Consider the following 19,670-nt stretch of genomic DNA (forward strand, 5'->3'; position numbering starts at 1 on the left):
CACCCAACCTGTTCGGTGAGTGCCGAACAGGTTGGGTGTGGTTACAGGCCTGTTGATGTTGGGTTGGTGGTACTTGCAGACGCCATGACCGCAAAGCGAAAGGGCCGCCCCCACCTGGGGACGGCCCTCACGCACGGACAACCGGATGGCTACGGCAGCGGGGCGGCTCCGCGCTTCGCCAGGTAGTCCTTCATCAGCTCGGTCTCGGAAGACTGCGACTTCAGCATGTTGTCGGCCAGCGTCCGGACGAACGGCTGGCCGGCCTTCGTCGCGGCGTACTCGGCCATCGGTGCCCCGCCCATGTGGTGGCGGAGCATGAGCTGCAGGAAGTACACGTCGAAGTCACGGCCGGCGGGCATCGTCCGCAGCTTGGCCAGCTCGTCGGTGACGGCCATGCCCGGCATCAGCGGCTTGCCCGCCTCGGGGGTGGTGGCGCCGTGGCCGTGCACGCCCGAGTCGTTCATCCAGGCCATGTAGACGCCGGAGACGTTCTGCTCGTGCTCGTTCCACATCATCAGCCAGCCCTTCATGCGGCCGACCTGCTCCAGCTGGGTGGAGGCGATGTCGAACGCCAGCTGGCGGATCGCCGGATCGCTCGAGCGATCGCGGGCGATGTTCGCCATCTGGATGCCCTGCAGGTGGTGCTGGGACATGTCCTGGCAGAAGCCGACGTCCACGGAGCCGGAGGCCGGGACCGCGGAGTTCGTCGAGCCGGGCAGCTTCACCAGCAAACCGACCGCCGCGCCCAACAACAGCACGGCGAGTACGGCGGCGCCGATCACGAGGGTCCGAGCCACCCCGGAAGGGCGCTCGGACACCTCGGTCTCTGCGGAATCGGTGTCGGAAGGCGCAGTCATCAGCTCGACGGCGGCGTCGAGGCGGAGCCCGACGGAGGCGTGCTGGCGGGCGCCTGGCCCTGCTGGCCCTCGGTGGTCGACTCGTCCTTGCCGCCGTCCATCGGCACCGCGTCGGCGCCCGGCTTCTCGGCGACGAACGGGGCCGGGTTCGACAGGAACTGCGTGTTCTCGCAGGACGCGCCGACCTCGGGGTAGGTGTTCGGGTTGCGCAGCAGCGAGGAGACGAACTGGTCCACGCGCTCGTCGTCGGCCTTCTCGACCTTCAGCTGGTGGCCCCAGGACTGAAGGGAGATCGGCTTGTCGAGGCCGGGGAACGGCGACAGCATCATGTACGGGATGCCCTCGACCTTGGCCTTGAGCTTCGCGAGCGCGTCGTCCTTGACCTGGTCCGGGTTGTAGGCGATCCAGACGGCGCCGTGCTCGAGGCCGTGGACCATGTTCTCGGTGCGCACGGCCTTGTCGTAGACGACGCCGGTGCAGTCGGCCCACTGCGAGTCGTGCGGGCCGCCGAAAGCGGGGGTCTGGTCGTAGGCGACGCGCTGGGTCGGGTCGACGTGCTTCGAGCCCTTGTACTCCTTGGTCACGATGCCCGCGAGCTGCGTCGACGGGTCCTTGTTCGTGTCCGAGGGCTTCCACTTGGCCAGGGCGGCCTCTTTGACGTTGTTCGCGTGGATCTGCGAGTACGCATATCCGAAAACGCCGCCCGCGAGCCCCAGCACCGCGATCACCGCGATGATCGTGCCCCACGGCTTAGGCTTGCTGCCCACCACCGAGGAACGGGCTGCGGCCACGCTGCTGCGTGTGGCCTTCGTCTTCTTGCCGCTGGTCATGTCCGCCTCAGATGTCGTCCTGGTCAACCGGCGCCAGTGTAGGGACATCGTGTCTGATCACTGTCAGCGCAGGGCGATACCACGTCCGCGTTAACACTTGCCGTCTCACCCTCCGAGACCCGGTAACCCGGTCGAGACCTGCGACAACGCTTCTCTAAACTCATCGCCTGTGACCCCTGAAGCGCTCGCCGATCTGGTCAGGAACACGGTTGCCCAGTTGCTGGCCGACCGAGGCCTGGACGCCACCGCCGCACCACGGCAGGTGACGGTCGAGCGACCCAGGAACCCCGAGCACGGCGACTACGCCACGAACATCGCGCTCCAGCTCGCCAAGAAGGTCGGCGTCCAGCCCCGCGAGTTCGCCACGTGGCTCGCCGAGGCCCTGCTCGCCCAGTCCGCCATCGCGAAGGCCGACGTCGCAGGTCCGGGCTTCCTGAACCTCACCATCGCCACCGAGGCCCAGGGCGCGATCGTTCGTGCGGCGCTGGAGGACGGCTACGGCACCGGCTCCGAGCTGGCCGGCAAGCGGATCAACCTGGAGTTCGTCTCCGCGAACCCGACCGGCCCCATCCACCTGGGCGGCGCGCGCTGGGCCGCGGTCGGTGACGCGCTCGGCACGGTCCTCGAAGCCCGTGGCGCCGAGGTCACCCGCGAGTACTACTTCAACGACGCGGGCGCGCAGATCGACCGGTTCGTCCGGTCCCTGATCGCCGCCGCGAAGGGCGAGCCGGCCCCAGAGGACGGCTACGCGGGCACCTACGTCAGCGACATCTCGGCCGAGGTGCTGCGCCGGGAGCCGGGTGCGCTGAGCGACCCCGAGACGGTGCGCAGGGTCGGCGTCGGGCTGATGTTCGAGGAGATCAAGAGCAGCCTGCACGACTTCGGCACCGACTTCGACGTCTATTTCCACGAGGACTCGCTGCACCAGAGCGGCCGCGTGGACGAGGCGATCGCCAAGCTCAAGGCCAACGGCTCGCTGTACGAGAAGGACGGCGCCTGGTGGCTGCGGTCCACGGACTTCGGTGACGACAAGGACCGCGTCGTCATCAAGAGCGACGGCAACCCGGCCTACATCGCCGGCGACATCGCCTACCTCGTCGACAAGCGCGGCCGTGGCTTCGACCTCTGCATCTACATGCTCGGCGCGGACCACCACGGCTACATCGCGCGCCTCAAGGCCGCCGCGGCCGCGCTGGGCGACGATCCGGACAGCGTCGAGGTGCTGATCGGCCAGCTGGTGAACCTCGTCAGCGACGGCCAGCCGGTGCGGATGAGCAAGCGCGCGGGCACCGTCATCACGATGGAGGACCTGGTCGACGCGGTCGGGGTGGACGCCGCCCGCTACGCCATGATCCGGTCGAGCGTCGACTCCAGTCTGGACATCGACCTCGACCTGCTGCGCAAACACAGCAACGAGAACCCCGTCTACTACGTGCAGTACGCCCACGCGCGCACGTCGTCGATCCTTCGCAACGCCGCCGATCTCGGCATCACCCCTGGAGAGGACTTCGCGCTGCTCACCCACGAGCGCGAGGGCGACCTCATCCGCACCATCGGCGAGTTCCCGCGAGTGGTGGCCACCGCCGTCGAACTGCGTGAACCGCACCGCGTCGCTCGCTACCTCGAAGAGCTCGCGGGCACGTACCACCGCTTCCAGCAGGACTGCCGCGTGCTTCCGCGCGGCGATGAGGAGACGACTCCGTTGCACCAGGTCAGGCTTCAGCTCGTCAACGCCACCAGGCGTGTCTTCGCCGCGGGCCTCGGCCTGCTCGGCGTGAGCGCCCCGGAGCGCATGTGATGCGCGCGCACCCGGCCGGACCCCGGCACGCCGACGTCATGGTCCCCGGCAGCACCGCCGGTGACCGCCCCAGCACCGCCGACCAGCTCGACTACCTGCACCCGACGGTGTGGCCGCGCAACGCCTCCAGGAACGCTTCTGGCGTCGTGGAACTCGCGGGAGTGGACGTGCGCGGGCTCGCCGAGCAGTACGGCACCCCGCTGTTCGTCATGGACGAGCAGGACTTCCGCGCACGCTGCCGTGAGCACGCCGAGGCGTTCGGCGACCCGACGCTCGTGCACTACGCCTCCAAGGCGTTCCTGAGCGTCCAGGTCGCGAAGTGGGTGGCCGAGGAAGGCCTCTCGATCGACGTCTGCAGCGGCGGCGAACTCGCGATCGCGCTCAGGGCGAACTTCCCCGCCGAGCGCATCGCGTTGCACGGCAACAACAAGAGCGTCGAAGAACTGACCGCGGCCGTCGAGGCGGGCGTCGGCGGCATCGTGCTCGACTCGTACCACGAGATCGCGCGCCTCGACCAGATCGCGCGCGAACGCGGTGTGGTGCAGCCGGTGCTGATCCGCGTGACGGTCGGCGTCGAAGCGCACACGCACGAGTTCATCGCGACCGCCCACGAGGACCAGAAGTTCGGCTTCTCGCTGTCCTCCGGCGACGCCGCGGAAGCCGTGCGCCGCGTGCTCAAGGCGACCGGCCTCCAGCTCGTCGGCCTGCACAGCCACATCGGCTCGCAGATCTTCGACGCGTCCGGCTTCGAGGTCGCCGCCCGCCGCGTCATCGGCCTGCTCGCGGACGTGCGCAAGGAGCACGGCGACATCCCGACGCTCGCCGTCGTCGACCTCGGCGGCGGCCTCGGCATCGCGTACACGCCGGACGACGACCCGCCCCCGCCCGCCGAACTCGCGCGGCAGCTGCACAACATCGTGCAGAAGGAGTGCGAGCACAACGGCTTGGAGATGCCTCGCATCGCGGTCGAGCCCGGCCGCGCGATCGTCGGCCCCGGCACGGTCACCGTGTACGAGGTCGGCACCATCAAGGACGTCGAGCTGGACGGTGGCGCGCGCCGCCGGTACGTCAGCGTCGACGGCGGCATGAGCGACAACATCCGCACGGCGCTCTACGACGCGGTCTACGACTGCAAACTGGTCTCACGCGCCGCGGAGCCGGAGTCGCGGGCCGTGCTGTGCCGCGTCGTCGGCAAGCACTGCGAGTCCGGCGACATCGTGGTTCGTGACTGCTGGTTGCCGGACGACCTCGCACCGGGAGACTTGGTGGCGATCGCTGCGACCGGGGCCTACTGCTACTCGATGGCGAGCGGGTACAACCGACTTCCGAGGCCCGCGCTCGCCGCGGTGACCGACGGTGAGGCGCGGCTGTTGCTGCGTCGTGAGACCGAGGACGATCTGTTCCGTCTGGAGGTATAGGCAGTGTCAGTCAAAGAGGCGGGCCCCGTGAAACCTATTCGTGTCGCGTTGCTCGGGTGCGGCACGGTGGGCACCGAGGTAGTCCGGCTGCTGACGGACCAGGCCGAGGACCTCACCCAGCGCATCGGCGCGCCGGTTGAGCTCGCGGGCATCGCCGTGCGCAGGCCGAACAAGCATCGTGAAGTACCGGAGCACCTGCTCACCACGGACGCCGCGGCGCTGGTGAAGTCGGACGACGTGGACGTGATCGTCGAGGTCATCGGCGGCATCGACCCGACGCGCGGCCTGCTGCTGGAGGCGCTGCGCAACGGCAAGTCCGTCGTCACGGCGAACAAGGCGCTGCTGGCCGAGCACGGTCCTGACCTGTTCGAGGCGGCCGACGCGTCCGGGGCGGACCTCTACTTCGAGGCCGCCGTCGCCGGCGCGATCCCGTTGCTGCGACCGTTGCGGGAATCCCTTGCGGGAGACCGGATCACGCGGGTCATGGGCATCGTGAACGGCACGACGAACTTCATCCTGTCCGCGATGGACGCCACGGGTGCCGGCTACGCCGAGACGCTCGAGGAGGCCTCGCGCCTCGGTTACGCCGAGGCCGACCCGACCGCGGACGTCGACGGGTTCGACGCCGCGTCGAAGGCCGCGATCCTTGCGTCCCTTGCGTTCCACACGCGCGTGACGGCGTCGGACGTGTACCGCGAGGGCATCCGTGCGGTGTCCGCGGCGGACATCGCGGCGGCCAAGGGGCTCGGCCGCACGGTGAAGCTGCTCGCGATCTGCGAGCGCGTCACCAGCCCGTCCGGCCAGGAATCAGTCGCCGTTCGAGTTCACCCGGCGATGATCCCCAGGACGCATCCGCTGGCGAGCGTCAACGGCGCGTTCAACGCCGTGTTCGTCGAGGCCGACGCGGCGGGGGAGATGATGTTCTACGGGCAGGGTGCCGGTGGCGCCCCGACGGCGAGCGCGGTCGTCGGCGACCTGGTCGCCGTGGCGCGCAACATGGTCGCGAGCGGACGTGGTCCGCGCGAGTCGGCCTACGCCGCGCTTTCCGCGCAGCCCATGGGAAACACGCCGACCCGCTACCACATCAGCCTCGACGTGGCGGACAAGCCCGGTGTCCTCTCGCAGGTCGCCGCGGTGTTCGCCGAGCACGACGTGAGCATCGCCGCGGTGCGCCAGGAAGGCCGCATCGAGGACGCCAGTCTGGTGATCGTCACGCACGCGGCGACCGACGCCGCGCTGCGGTCCACTGTGGACAAAATCGGTGGCCTGCCCGTGGTGCGGGACGTCGTCAGCGTGATGAGGGTGGAGGGCGAAGAGTGAGCCCCGAACGAGTGAGCACTGTCAGAGCAGGCTGGCCCGGTCTCATCAACGCCTACCGGGACCGCATCGAGATTCCGGCGGGCGCGGAGGTCGTGACGCTGCACGAGGGCGGCACGCCTTTGGTGCACGCCAAGCGTCTGTCGGCGGCTACCGGTTCGGACGTGTGGGTCAAGGTCGAGGGTGCGAACCCGACCGGGTCGTTCAAGGACCGCGGCATGACCGTGGCCATGACGTACGCGCTCGCCTCCGGTCTCAAGGCCGTCATCTGCGCCTCCACCGGCAACACCTCGGCGTCCGCCGCCGCCTACGCGGCCAAGGCCGGTCTGACGGCGGCCGTGCTGGTGCCCAGCGGCAAGATCGCGATGGGCAAGCTCGCGCAGGCCGTCATGCACGGCGCGAAGATCCTGCAGATCGACGGCAACTTCGACGACTGCCTGGAGCTGGCGTCGAAGACCGCGGCCGAGTACCCGGTCACGCTGGTGAACTCGGTCAACCCGGTGCGGCTCGTCGGCCAGCAGACCGCCGCGTGGGAGGTCTGCGACGTGCTCGGCCAGGCGCCGGACGTGCACTGCCTGCCGGTCGGCAACGCGGGCAACATCACCGCGTACTGGAAGGGCTACACGTCGTACGACAAGGGCCTGCCCCGCATGTTCGGCTTCCAGGCCGCGGGCGCGGCCCCGTTGGTCAGCGGCGAGCCGGTGGCGAACCCGGAGACCATCGCGACCGCCATCCGGATCGGCAGCCCGGCCTCGTGGACGGGTGCGATCAACGCCCGGGACGAGTCCGGCGGTCTGATCGACGCCGTCACCGACGAGCAGATCCTGTCCGCGTACCGGCTGCTGGCGTCGTCCGAGGGCATCTTCGTGGAGCCCGCGTCGGCCGCGTCCATCGCCGGTCTGCTGATGACCGCCGAGGACGGGCGCCTGCCCAAGGGCTCGACGGTCGTGTGCACCGTCACCGGTCACGGTCTGAAGGACCCCGACACCGCGTTGCTTGGCACCACGGAGGTCGAGCCGGTCCCGGTCGACCCCGGCGCCGTCGCACACGCGCTGGAGCTTGCGTGAAGTTCCTCGTTTCCGTCCCGGCGTCGACCGCGAACCTCGGTTCGGGGTTCGACGCGCTGGGCATGGCGCTCGGGATGTACGACGAGGTCGAGGTGGCCGGCGGCGAAGGTGTCGACGGCCTCTCGATCGTCGTGGACGGTGCCGGCTCGGGTGAGGTCCCGCTCGACGAGACCCATCTCGTCGTGCGGGCCGTCCGCGCGACCGGGTACACCGGCGGCCTCGCCCTGAGGTGTCACAACACCATTCCGCACGCGCGGGGGCTGGGCTCGTCGGCCGCCGCGATCGTGGCGGGTGTCGTAGCCGGATTCACCCTGATGGGTCGCGAGTTGGACACGGACGCGTTGCAAATCGCTGCTGAGTTCGAGGGGCACGCGGACAACGCGGCTGCTTCTTTGTATGGCGGCGTTGTTGTTGCGTGGTCCGAGGGAGAGCGATACCGCGCGGTGCGAGCGGAACCTGACGCACGGGTGCGCCCGGTCGTGCTGATTCCGTCGCAGGAGTCGTCCACGAAGACCACGCGCGGCCTGCTTCCGGCCGAAGTGCCGCACGCCGACGCCGCGCACGCCGCGGGGCGAGCCGCCCTGGCGGTGCACGCGTTGACGAGGGACCCGTCCGTTCTCCTTGCTGCGACTGAGGATCGACTTCACCAGAACTACCGCGAGCCCGCGTGGCCCGACACCGTTCGGGTGATCAACGATCTTCGCAAGCTCGGTGTTCCCGCCTGCGTGTCCGGAGCGGGACCCACCGTGATCGCGTTCGGCGACCTCCCCGCGGAGGTGGACGTGCACGGCTTCGACGTGCGGAGACTCGACGTCGACTCCTCCGGAGTGCGCGTTCGGCCATTGGACTGACACGCCCGACCCCGGTTGTTGCATGGTGGGGGACCGGCGTCTACTCTCGGGGGCGATCAGTCACCGCGCGCACGGGCGCCGGTGTCGCGCTCGGACACTCGTTCCGAGTCGCAATCCTTTTGCGTTCCGGCTCTGTGCCGTGCGGGCGGGGCGAACGCAAAAGAGGCACCCGATCGCCGTGTGATCTGAGAAAAGTCCCGTGCTTGAGGGAAGCCGTCGTGCTTCCGTCTTCATCGGACTTGACCGCCGTTCCCCGCTGAAGTGGGAAGGCGGGTCCGCTGGGCCGCGTAGGAGGCGGGGCCTGGTCAGGAAGGACTTGTGTGACCAACACCGATTTGCTGAGCAGCGAAGTCGCAGCTGCCGCTGGTTCTGGAGCCGAGGAGAACGCTCTGTCCACCCCATCGAACGGCACGACGCCGCGCCGCCGCGCGGGTCTGTCCGGCATGGTGCTCGCTGAGTTGCGCGAGCTCGCCGGCCAAATGGGCATCACCGGAACCGCAGGTCTGCGCAAGGGCGACCTCATCGCGGCCATCAAGGAGAAGCAGGGCTCTGGCGCCCCTGCCAAAGCGGAGAAGCCCGCGAAAGCCGAGAAGGCCACCGCGAAGGCACCTGCCGAGAAGCCGGCCGCCAAAGTGGTCGAAAAGATCGCTGAAAAGCCTGTTCAGCAGCAGCTCGAGGTAGCGGACAAGCCTGCCGCCGCCGAGTCCGTCGCTGCCGACGACGGTGGCCGCTCTTCCGAGGAGGGCGGGCGCCGTGGAAACCGTCGCCGCCGTTCCGGCCGTGGTGGCGGCAACGCCGAAGCGGGCGAGGGCCAGCAGCCGCAGCAGGAGCAGCAGCGCACCGAGCGTCCTGAGCGCGCCGAACGTCCCGAGCGCACCGAGCGTCCGGATCGCGCTGAGCGTTCCGACCGCGGCGAGCGTCAGGACCGGGGCGAGCGCACCGAGCGCCAGGACCGTGGTGAGCGCACCGAGCGTCCGGACCGCGGTGAGCGTTCCGACCGTTCCGAGCGCCAGGACCGTGGTGGCGACCGCAACGAGCGCGGCGACCGTGGTGACCGGGGCGGCCGTGACCGCAACCGCGACCGCGGTGACCGCGGTGATCGCAACGACCGCCAGGGTGGCGGCCCGCAGGGTGACGACGACGGCGATGGCCGTCGTGGCCGCTTCCGCGACCGTCGCCGCCGCGGTGGCCGCAGCGAGGGCGGCGAGCGTCCGGACCGCGAGACAGAGGTCCGCGACGACGACGTCCTGCTCCCCGTCGCGGGCATCCTCGACGTGCTGGAGAACTACGCGTTCGTCCGCACGTCGGGCTACCTGGCCGGTTCGAACGACGTCTACGTCTCGCTCTCGCTCGTCCGCAAGTACGGCCTGCGCCGTGGCGACGCCCTCACCGGCGCCGTCCGCCAGCCGCGCGACGGTGAGCAGCAGCGCCAGAAGTTCAATCCGCTGGTCCGCGTCGACAAGATCAACGGCCTGGACCCGGAAGAGGCGCGCAACCGCCCGGACTTCACCAAGCTGACGCCGCTCTACCCGAACGAGCGTCTGCGCCTGGAGACCGAGCCGCACATCCTCACCACCCGTGTCATCGACCTGGTGATGCCGATCGGCAAGGGCCAGCGCGCCCTCGTCGTGTCGCCTCCGAAGGCCGGCAAGACCTCGGTGCTGCAGTCGATCGCGAACGCGATCACGACGAACAACCCCGAGTGCCACCTGATGGTCGTCCTGGTGGACGAGCGTCCGGAAGAGGTCACCGACATGCAGCGCTCGGTGAAGGGCGAGGTCATCGCCTCGACCTTCGACCGTCCGCCGTCGGACCACACGACCATCTCGGAGCTCGCGATCGAGCGCGCCAAGCGCCTGGTCGAAATGGGCCACGACGTCGTCGTCCTGCTGGACTCGATCACCCGCCTGGGCCGCGCCTACAACCTGGCAGCCCCGGCCTCCGGACGAATCCTGTCCGGTGGTGTCGACTCCACGGCGCTCTACCCGCCGAAGCGCTTCCTGGGCGCCGCCCGCAACATCGAAGGCGGCGGCTCCCTCACGGTGATCGCAACGGCGCTGGTCGAGACCGGTTCCGCCGGCGACTCGGTGATCTTCGAAGAGTTCAAGGGCACCGGCAACGCCGAGCTCAAGCTCGACCGCAAGATCGCCGACAAGCGCACCTTCCCGGCCGTCGACGTCGACAGCTCGGGCACTCGCAAGGAAGAGCTCCTGCTCTCCCCGGACGAGATGGCGGTCACGCACAAGCTCCGCCGCGTGCTGCACGCCCTGGACGGCCAGCAGGCCATCGACCTGCTGCTCGACCGGCTCCGCAAGTCGCGCACCAACATCGAGTTCCTGATGCAGGTGGCGAAGACGACGCCGGGCTCCGAGCAGGACTGACGGCCCGCGCAAGTTTCACGTGAAAAGACCCCCGGTGCAGGTCACCGGGGGTCTTTTCACGTCTGTTCACTCGAACGCCGAGGTCAGGCACCCGCCGCGGGGCAGCGGTGCACAGCGGGCAGCGGTGCACACCCAGGCGTTGCGATTGGGGCTTTACCTCGAGGGGGCGAGGTGCTTCCCTGCTGGGCTCGGCCGGTCGCGAAGCTACCGGCCTTTTCCGGCCGATTCAGCGCCTCGCCAGAGGCTCGAGGTCAAGCCCCAATCGCAATCGTCGCGCAGCGGCGATGGACTCCCACGCCGCGTCCACGGCCGTTGGTCAGCGGCGCGCGACGGTCAGCGGCAGTCCGCGGTCGGCCGGCTCTCGTCGTTCTGCACCAGGCACTGGAACACCAGCCCGAGCAGCACCGGCAACCCCACCACGGTCGTGACCAGCGCGGGAACCTCCACCGCGCCCACCAGGACCCCGAACGCCAGCACTGCCGCCAGGTACGGCCACCGCAGCCAGTGCCGTTGCCACGACCGCCTCCACTGCACGCCACCCGACACGGCAGCCGCGACCGCCACGCCGGCACCGGACACGACCGGCGACAGCGGCACCGTGGTCCAGGACGTGGTGATCAGCCCTGCCGACCCCATCAGGCCGAACACGGCGGCGGAGAACAGGAACGGCACGGCCAGCCACAGGCGCTGGCTCATGGGCCGCTCGGCGGTGCAGAACACGGCACACAGTTTGAACGGTGACAACCACCACCACCGAGCCGTATGTGGTTGAACGGCCACACCTTGCGCCGAACGGCCTATCAGGGGGGTTAAGCGGTTGTGACATCAACCACGTCAAACGCGCCGGAGCGCTCTCGGGAACAACCGCGTTTTTGCACGTGTTGCACGGTCTGGCAAACTAAACGGTCGAGTCCGGCTCCGGTTCACCCGCTCACAAACAGGGACCCGGCGGCCATCCTTGAAAGGGACAAGATCTTGAAGACTGGAATCCACCCCGAGTACACCACGACCCAGGTGTCGTGCAGCTGTGGCAACAGCTTCACCACTCGCAGCACCACCTCGGCGGCCGAGGTCCGCGTCGAGATGTGCTCGAACTGCCACCCGTTCTACACGGGCAAGCAGCGCATCCTGGACACCGGCGGTCGCGTCGCGCGCTTCGAGGCGCGGTACGGCAAGCGCAACAAGTAGCTGCTTTCACGGCGCCTGACCTCGGCAAGCGAGCCGAGGTCGGGCGCCGTTGCCGTTTCAGCGTCCATCATCAGGAACCCAACACAGGGAGCCACAGACCGTGTCGCAGTCGCTGGACAGCCTGCTCGCCGAGTACGACGAGCTCGAGAAGACGCTCGCCGACCCCGGCGTGCACGCGGACCAGGCGAGGGCGCGCAAGCTCGGCAAGCGGTACGCCCAGCTCGGGCCGATCGTGCAGACCTCCCGCGAGATCGAGCGGGTCAAGAACGACCTCGAGGCGGCCAAGGAGTTCGCCGCTGAGGACCGGTCCTTCCAGGAAGAGGTCGAGCAGCTCGAACAGCAGCTCCCCAAGCTGGAGGAGAAGCTCACCGAACTCCTGCTGCCGCGCGACCCGCACGACAGCGACGACGTGCTGCTGGAGATCAAGTCCGGTGAGGGCGGCGAGGAGTCCGCGCTGTTCGCCGGCGACCTGCTGCGCATGTACACGCGGTATGCGGAGCGTCAGGGCTGGAAGGTTGAGATGCTCGACGGCACCGACTCCGACCTGGGCGGGTTCAAGGACGTCACGGTCGCCATCAAGGCCAAGGCGACGACCCCGGACGGCGTCTGGAGCCGGCTGAAGTGGGAGGGCGGCGTGCACCGCGTGCAGCGCGTGCCCGTCACCGAGTCGCAGGGCCGCATCCACACGTCCGCCGCCGGCGTCCTCGTCTTCCCGGAGACCGAGGAGACCGCCGAGGTCGAGATCGACGAGAAGGACCTGCGCATCGACGTCTACCGGTCGAGCGGCAAGGGCGGGCAGTCGGTCAACACCACCGACTCCGCGGTCCGCATCACGCACCTGCCGACCGGCATCGTCACGTCCTGCCAGAACGAGCGCAGCCAGCTGCAGAACAAGGCCCGCGCCATGCAGGTCCTCCAGAGTCGCCTGGTGGCGCTCGCCGAGGAGCAGAAGGCGCAGGAGCAGAGTGACGCACGTCGCACCCAGATCCGGACGGTCGACCGGAGTGAACGGGTGAGGACCTACAACTTCCCCGAATCACGCATCTCTGATCACCGGGTTGGGTACAAAGCGCATAACCTGGACCAGGTGCTCGACGGCGACCTGGACGCGGTGGTGGACGCTCTGGCCGCCGCTGACCGGGCAGAACGGCTCGCAGGCGGTTAATCCGACGTGAGAGGGGCGCGTTGTGGCCGAGATTCTGGTGAACCCGCAGATAGCGCCCCTCGACCAACCGGTCGACGTAGTCGTCGTGGGCCTTCCTCCCGGCGACGAGATCACCGTCCAACTGTCCACAGGAGACCGCGCGTCCCACGGCGTCTTCAAGGCCGACGAACGCGGCGTGGTGGACCTCACCAGGCACGCCCCTGAAGAAGGCACCTACTCCGGTGTCGATCCGATGGGCCTGTTCTGGTCCCTCGAACGCACCGGCGGCAAACCAGGCCCGATGTGCCTGTCCGCCGAGGGCGCCGGCGAGATCGAGATCAAGCGCCTGACCGTGCCCGAGGGCGTCGAACGGCAGGAAGTGCGCGAGAACGGTCTCGTGGGCACGCTGTTCGCCCCTGAGGACGACGGAGGCGACCTGCCGGGCGTGATCGTGCTCGGCGGCTCCGAAGGCGGCATCCACGAGACCGACGCCGCTCTGCTGGCCGGGCACGGGTTCGTCACGCTTGCCCTCGGCTACTTCGGCATGACGGGCCTGCCGAAGCACCTCGAAGACATCCCGCTGGAGTACTTCGGCACCGCGATCGAGTACCTGTCCGAACGCGCGGGCGAGATCGGTGTGATCGGTGGCTCGCGCGGCGGCGAGCTGGCGCTCCTCGTCGGCGCCACGTTCCCGCAGGTCAGGGCGGTTGTGGGCATCGTCGGCAGCGGCGTGGTCACCCAGGCGATCGGGCCGGGCGCGAACCTGCTGCAGAAGCTCTCGCACGAAGCCGCGTCGTGGACGCTCAAGGACGAACCGCTGCCGTACCTGCCTTACTACGTGGGCGAAGACCTGCGCGCCAAGATCGTCAACGACGAACCGGTGCCGCTCCGGCTGGCGTTCGACCTGAGCGACGGCATCCCCGAGGACACCGAGATCCGCGTCGAGAACATCGTCGGGGGTGTGTTGCTCATCTCGTCCGGCCACGACGACGGGTGGCCGTCCGCCGAGCTGAGCGAGGTCGCGCTGCGGCGGCTGAAGGACCACGAGCACCCGTTCCCGTACGAGCACGTCGTGTATCCCGAGGCAGGACACCTGATCGCGGGCCCGCCGCACCGGCCCGCCACCGACGTGACCTATCCGGGGCCTGGTGTCACCTTCTCGGGTGGTGGTGTTCCGCACGCCACGGCGCACGCTCAGGCGAACGCTTGGAAACGGACGGTTGAGTTCTTGCAGGAGCAGCTCGGGACCTAGGGTGTGCTTATGAGCGCACACTTTGATGTCGTGGTCGTGGGTGCGGGTCCCGGCGGGTACGTCGCCGCGATCCGTGCGGCTCAGCTGGGGCTGAAGACCGCCATCGTCGAGGAGAAGTACTGGGGCGGCGTTTGCTTGAACGTCGGCTGCATCCCGTCGAAGGCGCTGCTGCGCAACGCTGAGCTCGCGCACATCTTCACGCACGAGCAGAAGACGTTCGGCATCAAGGTCGACGGCACCGTCAGCTTCGACTACAGCGCGGCGTGGCAGCGCAGCCGCAAGGTCGCGGACGGGCGCGTCAAGGGCGTGCACTTCCTCATGAAGAAGAACGGCATCACCGAGTACAACGGGTGGGCCAACTTCACCGACGACCACACGCTGACCGTCGGGGACGAGACCATCACGTTCGGCCACGCGATCATCGCCGTGGGCGCCACGACCCGGATGCTGCCGAACACGCGGAAGTCCGACCGCGTCGTGACCTACGAAGAGCAGATCATGACCGAGGAACTGCCCGAGTCGATCATCATCGCCGGCGCGGGTGCGATCGGCGTCGAGTTCGCCTACGTGATGCACAACTACGGCGTGAAGGTCACCATCGTCGAGTTCCTCGACCGGATGGTGCCCCTGGAGGACGCCGAGATCTCCGCCGAGCTGCTCAAGCGCTACAAGAAGCTGGGCATCGACGTGCGCGTCGGCACCCGCGTCGAGTCGATCGACGAGTCCGGCCCGAAGGTGCGCGTGTCCGTGTCGAAGAACGGCGCGACCGAGGTGCTGGAGGCCGACAAGGTCATGCAGGCCATCGGTTTCGTGCCGCGCGTCGACGGCTACGGCCTCGAGAACACCGGCGTGAAGCTGACCGAGCGCGGCGCCATCGACATCGACGGCCGCTGCCGCACGTCCGTGCCGCACATCTTCGCCATCGGTGACGTCACCGCGAAGCTGATGCTCGCGCACGCCGCCGAGTCGATGGGCATCATCGCGTCGGAGACCATCGCGGGTGCCGAGACCATGGAACTCGACTACGTGATGATCCCGCGGGCGACGTTCTGCCAGCCGCAGATCGCGTCGTTCGGCTACACCGAGGCACAGGCCCGGGAGAAGGGCTTCGACGTCCAGGTCGCGAAGTTCCCGTTCACCGCGAACGGCAAGGCGCACGGCCTCGGCGACTTCGCCGGGTTCGTGAAGCTGATCAGCGACGGCACGCACGGCGAGCTGCTCGGCGGCCACATCATCGGCCCCGAGGCCACCGAGCTGCTGCCCGAGCTCACGCTGGCGCAGCAGTGGGACCTCACGGTGCACGAGGTCGCGCGCAACGTGCACGCGCACCCGACGCTGAGCGAGGCCGTCAAGGAAGCCGTGCACGGCCTGGCCGGGCACATGATCAACTTCTGAGGTAACTTCACTTTCTCATGATGAACCGGCAGCCGCTCCGCCTCGCCGTCTCCGAGGCGGCGAAGATCCTCGCCGAGGCGGGCGTGGACAGTCCGCGCGTCGACGCGGAGTACCTAGCCGCGCACGTGCTCGGCGTGGAGCGCGGGCGGCTGCCGCTCATCCCGCTGGTCGACCCGTCGGTGATCGACCAGCTGCACAAGCTCGTCCGGACGCGGGCGTCGCGGATTCCGTTGCAGCACATCCTCGGCTGGGCGCCGATGGGAGCGATCTCGGTCGAGGTCGGGCCCGGCGTGTTCGTGCCGCGGCCGGAGACCGAGCTGCTGATGGAGTGGGGCCTGAAGTCGCTGGTGGGCGTCTCTTCGCCGGTTGTCGTGGATCTGTGCACGGGAACCGGGGCGTTGGCGCTGTCGATCGCGCAGGCCCGGCCGGACGCGGTGGTGCACGCGGTCGAGATCGATCCGCAAGCGCTTGCGTGGACGCGGCGCAACGCCGAGGCGCGCATCGCGGCCGGGGACACGCCGATCCGGCTGCACTCTGGTGACGCCACGAATCCCTCGCTGCTGTCCGATCTGGACGGTCTGGTGGATCTCGTGGTGTGCAATCCGCCTTACGTGCCAGAGGGAACTGAAGTGCAGCCCGAGGTCGGCGTGCACGACCCGCACCACGCGGTGTTCTCCGGCGCGGACGGGCTGGACGTCATCCGGCACGTCGTGTCGGCGGCAGCGCGGTGGCTCAAGCCGGGTGGGGCTGTCGGAATCGAGCACGACGACACGCAGGGCGAGTCCGTGCCGGCGCTGCTGTCGGCGCGCCGGGTGCTCACCGACGTCGCCGATCACGCCGACCTGGCGGGGCGGCCGAGGTTCGCGACCGCCCGCAGGGTGCTGTAGGACTTCAGAAGAGGGCGTCGAAGGCCTTCGCCAGGTCCTTCATCTGCTCGCCCAGCCCGCGGTCGGCCAGCTTCTCCATCAGGTGCTCGGTGACGTCCTTGCTGGGTTGAGGTTTGCGCGCCTCCACCCGCAGGTCGTCGACGGCCTCGATGGTCGCCGTCGGCGCTTTGGCAGCGTTCAGGTCCTCGCGCAGTTCGTCGAGGAGCCGCAACACGGCGGCGACGTCCTTGATCCGTCCGATGTGGACGTTCCCGGTTCTGGCGCGTCCGCTGGTGCCGACATTGCTGCCGATCACCGGCCCGTGGATTTCGAAGTTCCGTTCGCTCATCAGCTTTCCTTGGCTGTGCCGACCTTCGTGCTGCCCGTGCGTGCCTTGCCGGCCGTGGCGATGTTGCTGGAGATCACCGGGCCGGTGATGTGCACGTTGTTGTTCGTCACCTGCATGGCCTGTTCCATGAACTCGGTGACCGAGATTCCCTTGCTCTGCAGGAACTCGCCCATCGTGCGGAGCAGCCGTGACTCCAGCACCTTGATGTAGCGCTCGACGTCGGTGAGCTGGAAGTAGTTGTCCACCTGGTTCTCGCTGGCGAGCTCGCGCAGGCTGGTGCTGGCGCCGTACCGTGCGGCGACGAACGTGTTTTCCGCCTGGTGGATCGGGTTGATCCAGCCCACGGCCGTCGCGAACCGCTTGGGCACCGAGGCGGGGAACTTCAGCAGGTCGACGATCGCTTCGTTGAACGGGCGCATCGACTGCTCGGGCAGCACGTCGATCTCGCGGTGCCGCGCCTGGATCGGGTACAGGATGCAGGGCGTCCACTCGACGTAGAGCATCTCCTCGTCCAGCCCGAACGTCAGATACGCGGACACCACGACGTCGCGGTCCCACGTCTCGACCTGGAACGAGCGGAAGTACCGCATCCACTCCATCGGCCTGGCGATCAGATCGTCCACAACGGACCTGGCGACCGCTGTTTCCGGCGAGTGGTCCTTGTCCGGCAAAACGATCCGGGCCTCGGCGTCCTCGATGTGGTCGATCAGCTCGACGGACGAGATGACGACGCGATCGCCCGTCCTGAGCCCGCGCAGCCGGTGGCCGGGCGAGAGCGAGGGTGATCGGCCCGTCTTGACCAGTTCGGCGGTGAGGTGCTCGTACAGCTCGGGCAGGGCGAATCCGGGCATCGGTGCCTCGGTCTTCTCCTTGGCGGGCTTCAAAGGCAGCGCCATGGACCACGGTTCGAACATCACGCCGGAGCCGACGAAGGGCCGATAACCGTGGTAGACGATCACCTGCGCTTCGTCCGGGTTATCAGGCTCGTCGTCGTCGATCGGGTACAGCGCGAGCGCTTCGGCGTAGTTCGAGTGCCCAAGCCGGCGGAACTTCCACTCGTTGCGCCACAGCTCCTCCTCGGGCCTGCCGGTGCTGAAGTGGGCGCGGCGGAAGCTCTTCGTCATCAGCAGCCACGTGATCACCCGGTCGGCCAGCAGCACCGCGAAGATCAACGCGATCCCGATGATCACGATGGCGATCGCGCCGCCGCCGCTCTCCTGCTCGTACTCTTCGTAGTACCGCCTGTAGCTGCTGCTCTCGGAGAACTCGTCGGTGAGCTTGTACAGCACGAACAACAGCGCGATCCCGCCCGCCACCGAACCGAGCGCGAGCGGCCCGCGCACGTGCGGCGACGCTCGCCGCACGCGTTGACCGAGCCCCGTGCGAGCCCCGGCCCCGAGCGCGACGGTCAAGGCGATCAGCAGCCACGCCCCGAGCAGCGTCCCGCTCCCGGCGAAGAGCACCGCGACCGCCAGCACCAACAGCACGGCGTCTCGCACCTTGCGCCTCGTGCGAGCCGCCACCGCCTCCCGCAACACCGCGCCGGCGTTGACGCCCGGCGAACGCGGAATCGACCGAGTGGCCTCCACGAGGTACTCGCGAATGGCCGAGTCCGCGAACTCCTCGTCGCGGTGCGCGGCTCCGCAGAGGAAGCGGGTCGTGTCGTCGCGCAACTTCGGAGAATCGCTTCCCGTCGTCGCCGCGGGAGTTGACATTGTCCTGTCCACTTTCTGTCATTGAATCAAGCACTCTGTGTTTGTGCTGGTCAGGGACATGATGTGACAACGAACAACACGTATTTTTCTCTGTTGCTGGCACAATAGTGGGTCCAGATCGGAATCCGTCAAAGGTGGACGAATTGCGAATTGTCAATGCGCCGAACGAGGGCAAATGACGCCCTTCTCGGACGCCCCGCCGATCCGCTGTTTCCTGAGCTACGCCCGCCAGGACGACACGGTCATGGACTTCGTGACCCCGTTCGCGTCCTCGCTGCGCCACTACGCCTACGCCGACCGCGGCCGAGCCCTGGAGATCTTCCTGGACCGCGAGTCCATCGGCTGGGGAGACCTCGTCCAGCCAACCCTGCGCGCCGCGGTCCGCAGCACAACCGTCTTCCTGCCCGTCCTCACCCGCCGCTACTTCGACCGCCCGTACTGCCGCGAGGAACTCTTCCTCTTCTACAACCAGGCCTTCGTCGAGGGCGTCCGCGGCCTCCTGCTCCCGGTCGTCCTGCTGGGCGCCGACCACCTGACCGCCGACAACCCGGACCTGGCCGTGCAACTGGTGGTGGAACGCCAGCACCGCAGCGTCCGCGAAGCCTGGCTCGAAGGCCCGTCGTCTCCCTTGTGGCGCCGCACAATGCTCTCGCTGGCCGGCGAACTGGTAGACCGCGTCGAAGCCGCCGAGCGCGCCCTCCTGGTCGGTGCGCCCGCAGTAGAAGTCGACGTCGCCCTAGAACTGGACCGCTTCTCCCGCGACGTGCAAGCCGTGATCCGCTCGACGTCCGATGTCGTCACGGAGTTCCAGTCCCTGCTGGGCATCGACTGGCCGGCATTGGGCCCCGCCGCCATCCGCCTGCGCGACGCGGGCCGTTCGTTCGAGCGCCGAGCCTTCGAGACGGACCGCCTGCTGCGCGCCGCCGAAGCTTCCTTCCAGGCCGCCTTCGTCTCCGAACTGGCGGAGTTGGTGCCAGGCGTGGAAGCGCTGCTGAAGAGCACCCACCGCCTGGAAGCCTCCGACGTGCCCATCCGCCGCATGATGGTGGTGTTCCGCGAGGGCCTCACCGCCCTGCGCAGCGGCCTGCGAGTCGTGGAGTCGTGGGCGGAGTTGCCAAATCCTGGCCAATAACACGACGGTTCATCGCATTGAGGCCAAACGGCCGTATGTTTTCACGCTGGGGAGGGCACGCGGTCGCGCGCTACGAGGATCCGCCGCCTCGCGCGCGACCGCGTGTGCGC

The 19,670-nt window shown here is 68.5% G+C and carries 17 protein-coding genes; 12 read left to right on the plus strand and 5 right to left on the minus strand.

The genetic code is table 11. The annotated features are described in order from the left end of the window. Positions 1-149 precede the first annotated feature (149 nt). Complete coding sequence (locus tag ACWGE0_RS31885) at positions 150-857, minus strand: DUF305 domain-containing protein (protein ID WP_452264620.1); 708 nt, start codon at positions 855-857, stop codon at positions 150-152. After that, complete coding sequence (locus tag ACWGE0_RS31890; protein WP_452264714.1) at positions 857-1,687, minus strand: DUF3105 domain-containing protein; 831 nt, start codon at positions 1,685-1,687, stop codon at positions 857-859. The genes ACWGE0_RS31885 and ACWGE0_RS31890 overlap by 1 nt, the downstream gene beginning before the upstream one ends. Positions 1,688-1,856: 169 nt before the next feature. Here ACWGE0_RS31890 and argS point away from each other — a divergent pair, with 169 nt between their 5' ends. The 6 genes from argS (at position 1,857) to rho (ending at position 10,519) form a co-directional block, all read left to right on the plus strand. Beyond that, entirely contained in the window at positions 1,857-3,485 is a 1,629-nt protein-coding gene (gene argS, locus ACWGE0_RS31895; protein ID WP_452264621.1) for an arginine--tRNA ligase, read from the plus strand. Then, the gene (gene lysA / locus ACWGE0_RS31900) at positions 3,485-4,903 is read left to right on the plus strand and encodes a diaminopimelate decarboxylase (protein WP_452264622.1); all 1,419 of its coding nucleotides are present in this window, start codon (positions 3,485-3,487) and stop codon (positions 4,901-4,903) included. Before argS ends, lysA begins: the two co-directional genes overlap by 1 nt. A gap of 27 nt (positions 4,904-4,930) precedes the next feature. Then, a complete protein-coding gene (locus tag ACWGE0_RS31905; protein ID WP_452264623.1) occupies positions 4,931-6,223 on the plus strand; it encodes a homoserine dehydrogenase in 1,293 nt (430 codons plus the stop codon). A gap of 11 nt (positions 6,224-6,234) precedes the next feature. Beyond that, a complete protein-coding gene (thrC, locus tag ACWGE0_RS31910; RefSeq protein ID WP_452264624.1) occupies positions 6,235-7,287 on the plus strand; it encodes a threonine synthase in 1,053 nt (350 codons plus the stop codon). Further along, entirely contained in the window at positions 7,284-8,138 is an 855-nt protein-coding gene (thrB, locus tag ACWGE0_RS31915) for a homoserine kinase (protein WP_452264625.1), read from the plus strand. The genes thrC and thrB overlap by 4 nt, the downstream gene beginning before the upstream one ends. A 320-nt stretch (positions 8,139-8,458) precedes the next feature. Beyond that, positions 8,459-10,519, plus strand: a complete 2,061-nt coding sequence (rho, locus tag ACWGE0_RS31920; RefSeq protein ID WP_452264626.1) for a transcription termination factor Rho — start codon at positions 8,459-8,461, stop codon at positions 10,517-10,519. Positions 10,520-10,852: 333 nt separating this feature from the next. On the opposite strand, the gene ACWGE0_RS31925 is transcribed toward rho, so the two are convergent. Then, the gene (locus tag ACWGE0_RS31925) at positions 10,853-11,215 is read right to left on the minus strand and encodes a hypothetical protein (protein WP_452264627.1); all 363 of its coding nucleotides are present in this window, start codon (positions 11,213-11,215) and stop codon (positions 10,853-10,855) included. A gap of 279 nt (positions 11,216-11,494) precedes the next feature. On the opposite strand from ACWGE0_RS31925, the gene rpmE reads away from it, so the two are divergent. From rpmE to prmC, 5 genes are all read left to right on the plus strand, one after another. After that, the gene (rpmE, locus tag ACWGE0_RS31930) at positions 11,495-11,707 is read left to right on the plus strand and encodes a 50S ribosomal protein L31 (protein ID WP_452264628.1); all 213 of its coding nucleotides are present in this window, start codon (positions 11,495-11,497) and stop codon (positions 11,705-11,707) included. A 100-nt stretch (positions 11,708-11,807) separates the two neighbouring features. Beyond that, on the plus strand, positions 11,808-12,872 hold the full coding sequence (gene prfA / locus ACWGE0_RS31935; RefSeq protein ID WP_452264629.1) for a peptide chain release factor 1: 1,065 nt from the start codon (positions 11,808-11,810) through the stop codon (positions 12,870-12,872). Between the two features lie 22 nt (positions 12,873-12,894). Next, positions 12,895-14,103, plus strand: coding sequence for an acyl-CoA thioester hydrolase/BAAT C-terminal domain-containing protein (locus ACWGE0_RS31940; protein WP_452264630.1), 1,209 nt, complete (start codon positions 12,895-12,897; stop codon positions 14,101-14,103). A 9-nt stretch (positions 14,104-14,112) separates the two neighbouring features. Further along, entirely contained in the window at positions 14,113-15,498 is a 1,386-nt protein-coding gene (gene lpdA, locus ACWGE0_RS31945; RefSeq protein WP_452264631.1) for a dihydrolipoyl dehydrogenase, read from the plus strand. Positions 15,499-15,518: 20 nt separating this feature from the next. Next, the gene (prmC, locus tag ACWGE0_RS31950; protein WP_452264632.1) at positions 15,519-16,385 is read left to right on the plus strand and encodes a peptide chain release factor N(5)-glutamine methyltransferase; all 867 of its coding nucleotides are present in this window, start codon (positions 15,519-15,521) and stop codon (positions 16,383-16,385) included. Between the two features lie 4 nt (positions 16,386-16,389). On the opposite strand, the gene ACWGE0_RS31955 is transcribed toward prmC, so the two are convergent. Together ACWGE0_RS31955 and ACWGE0_RS31960 are read right to left on the minus strand one after the other, a co-directional pair. Then, a complete protein-coding gene (locus tag ACWGE0_RS31955; RefSeq protein WP_452264633.1) occupies positions 16,390-16,713 on the minus strand; it encodes a hypothetical protein in 324 nt (107 codons plus the stop codon). After that, positions 16,713-18,386, minus strand: a complete 1,674-nt coding sequence (locus ACWGE0_RS31960) for a hypothetical protein (protein WP_452264634.1) — start codon at positions 18,384-18,386, stop codon at positions 16,713-16,715. Before ACWGE0_RS31960 ends, ACWGE0_RS31955 begins: the two co-directional genes overlap by 1 nt. Positions 18,387-18,603: 217 nt before the next feature. On the opposite strand from ACWGE0_RS31960, the gene ACWGE0_RS31965 reads away from it, so the two are divergent. Then, positions 18,604-19,560, plus strand: coding sequence for a toll/interleukin-1 receptor domain-containing protein (locus ACWGE0_RS31965; protein WP_452264635.1), 957 nt, complete (start codon positions 18,604-18,606; stop codon positions 19,558-19,560). Positions 19,561-19,670 lie beyond the last annotated feature (110 nt).

Source organism: Lentzea sp. NPDC054927 (genome assembly GCF_053610285.1).

Excerpts from the sequence above, each read along its gene's own strand:
- ACWGE0_RS31925 (WP_452264627.1), bottom strand. The coding sequence starts at position 11,215 with ATGAGCCAGCGCCTGTGGCTGGCCGTGCCGTTCCTGTTCTCCGCCGCC.
- ACWGE0_RS31890 (WP_452264714.1), bottom strand. The coding sequence starts at position 1,687 with ATGACCAGCGGCAAGAAGACGAAGGCCACACGCAGCAGCGTGGCCGCA.
- ACWGE0_RS31965 (WP_452264635.1), top strand. The coding sequence starts at position 18,604 with ATGACGCCCTTCTCGGACGCCCCGCCGATCCGCTGTTTCCTGAGCTAC.
- ACWGE0_RS31955 (WP_452264633.1), bottom strand. The coding sequence starts at position 16,713 with ATGAGCGAACGGAACTTCGAAATCCACGGGCCGGTGATCGGCAGCAAT.
- lysA (WP_452264622.1), top strand. The coding sequence starts at position 3,485 with ATGCGCGCGCACCCGGCCGGACCCCGGCACGCCGACGTCATGGTCCCC.
- ACWGE0_RS31885 (WP_452264620.1), bottom strand. The coding sequence starts at position 857 with ATGACTGCGCCTTCCGACACCGATTCCGCAGAGACCGAGGTGTCCGAG.
- lpdA (WP_452264631.1), top strand. The coding sequence starts at position 14,113 with ATGAGCGCACACTTTGATGTCGTGGTCGTGGGTGCGGGTCCCGGCGGG.
- prmC (WP_452264632.1), top strand. The coding sequence starts at position 15,519 with ATGAACCGGCAGCCGCTCCGCCTCGCCGTCTCCGAGGCGGCGAAGATC.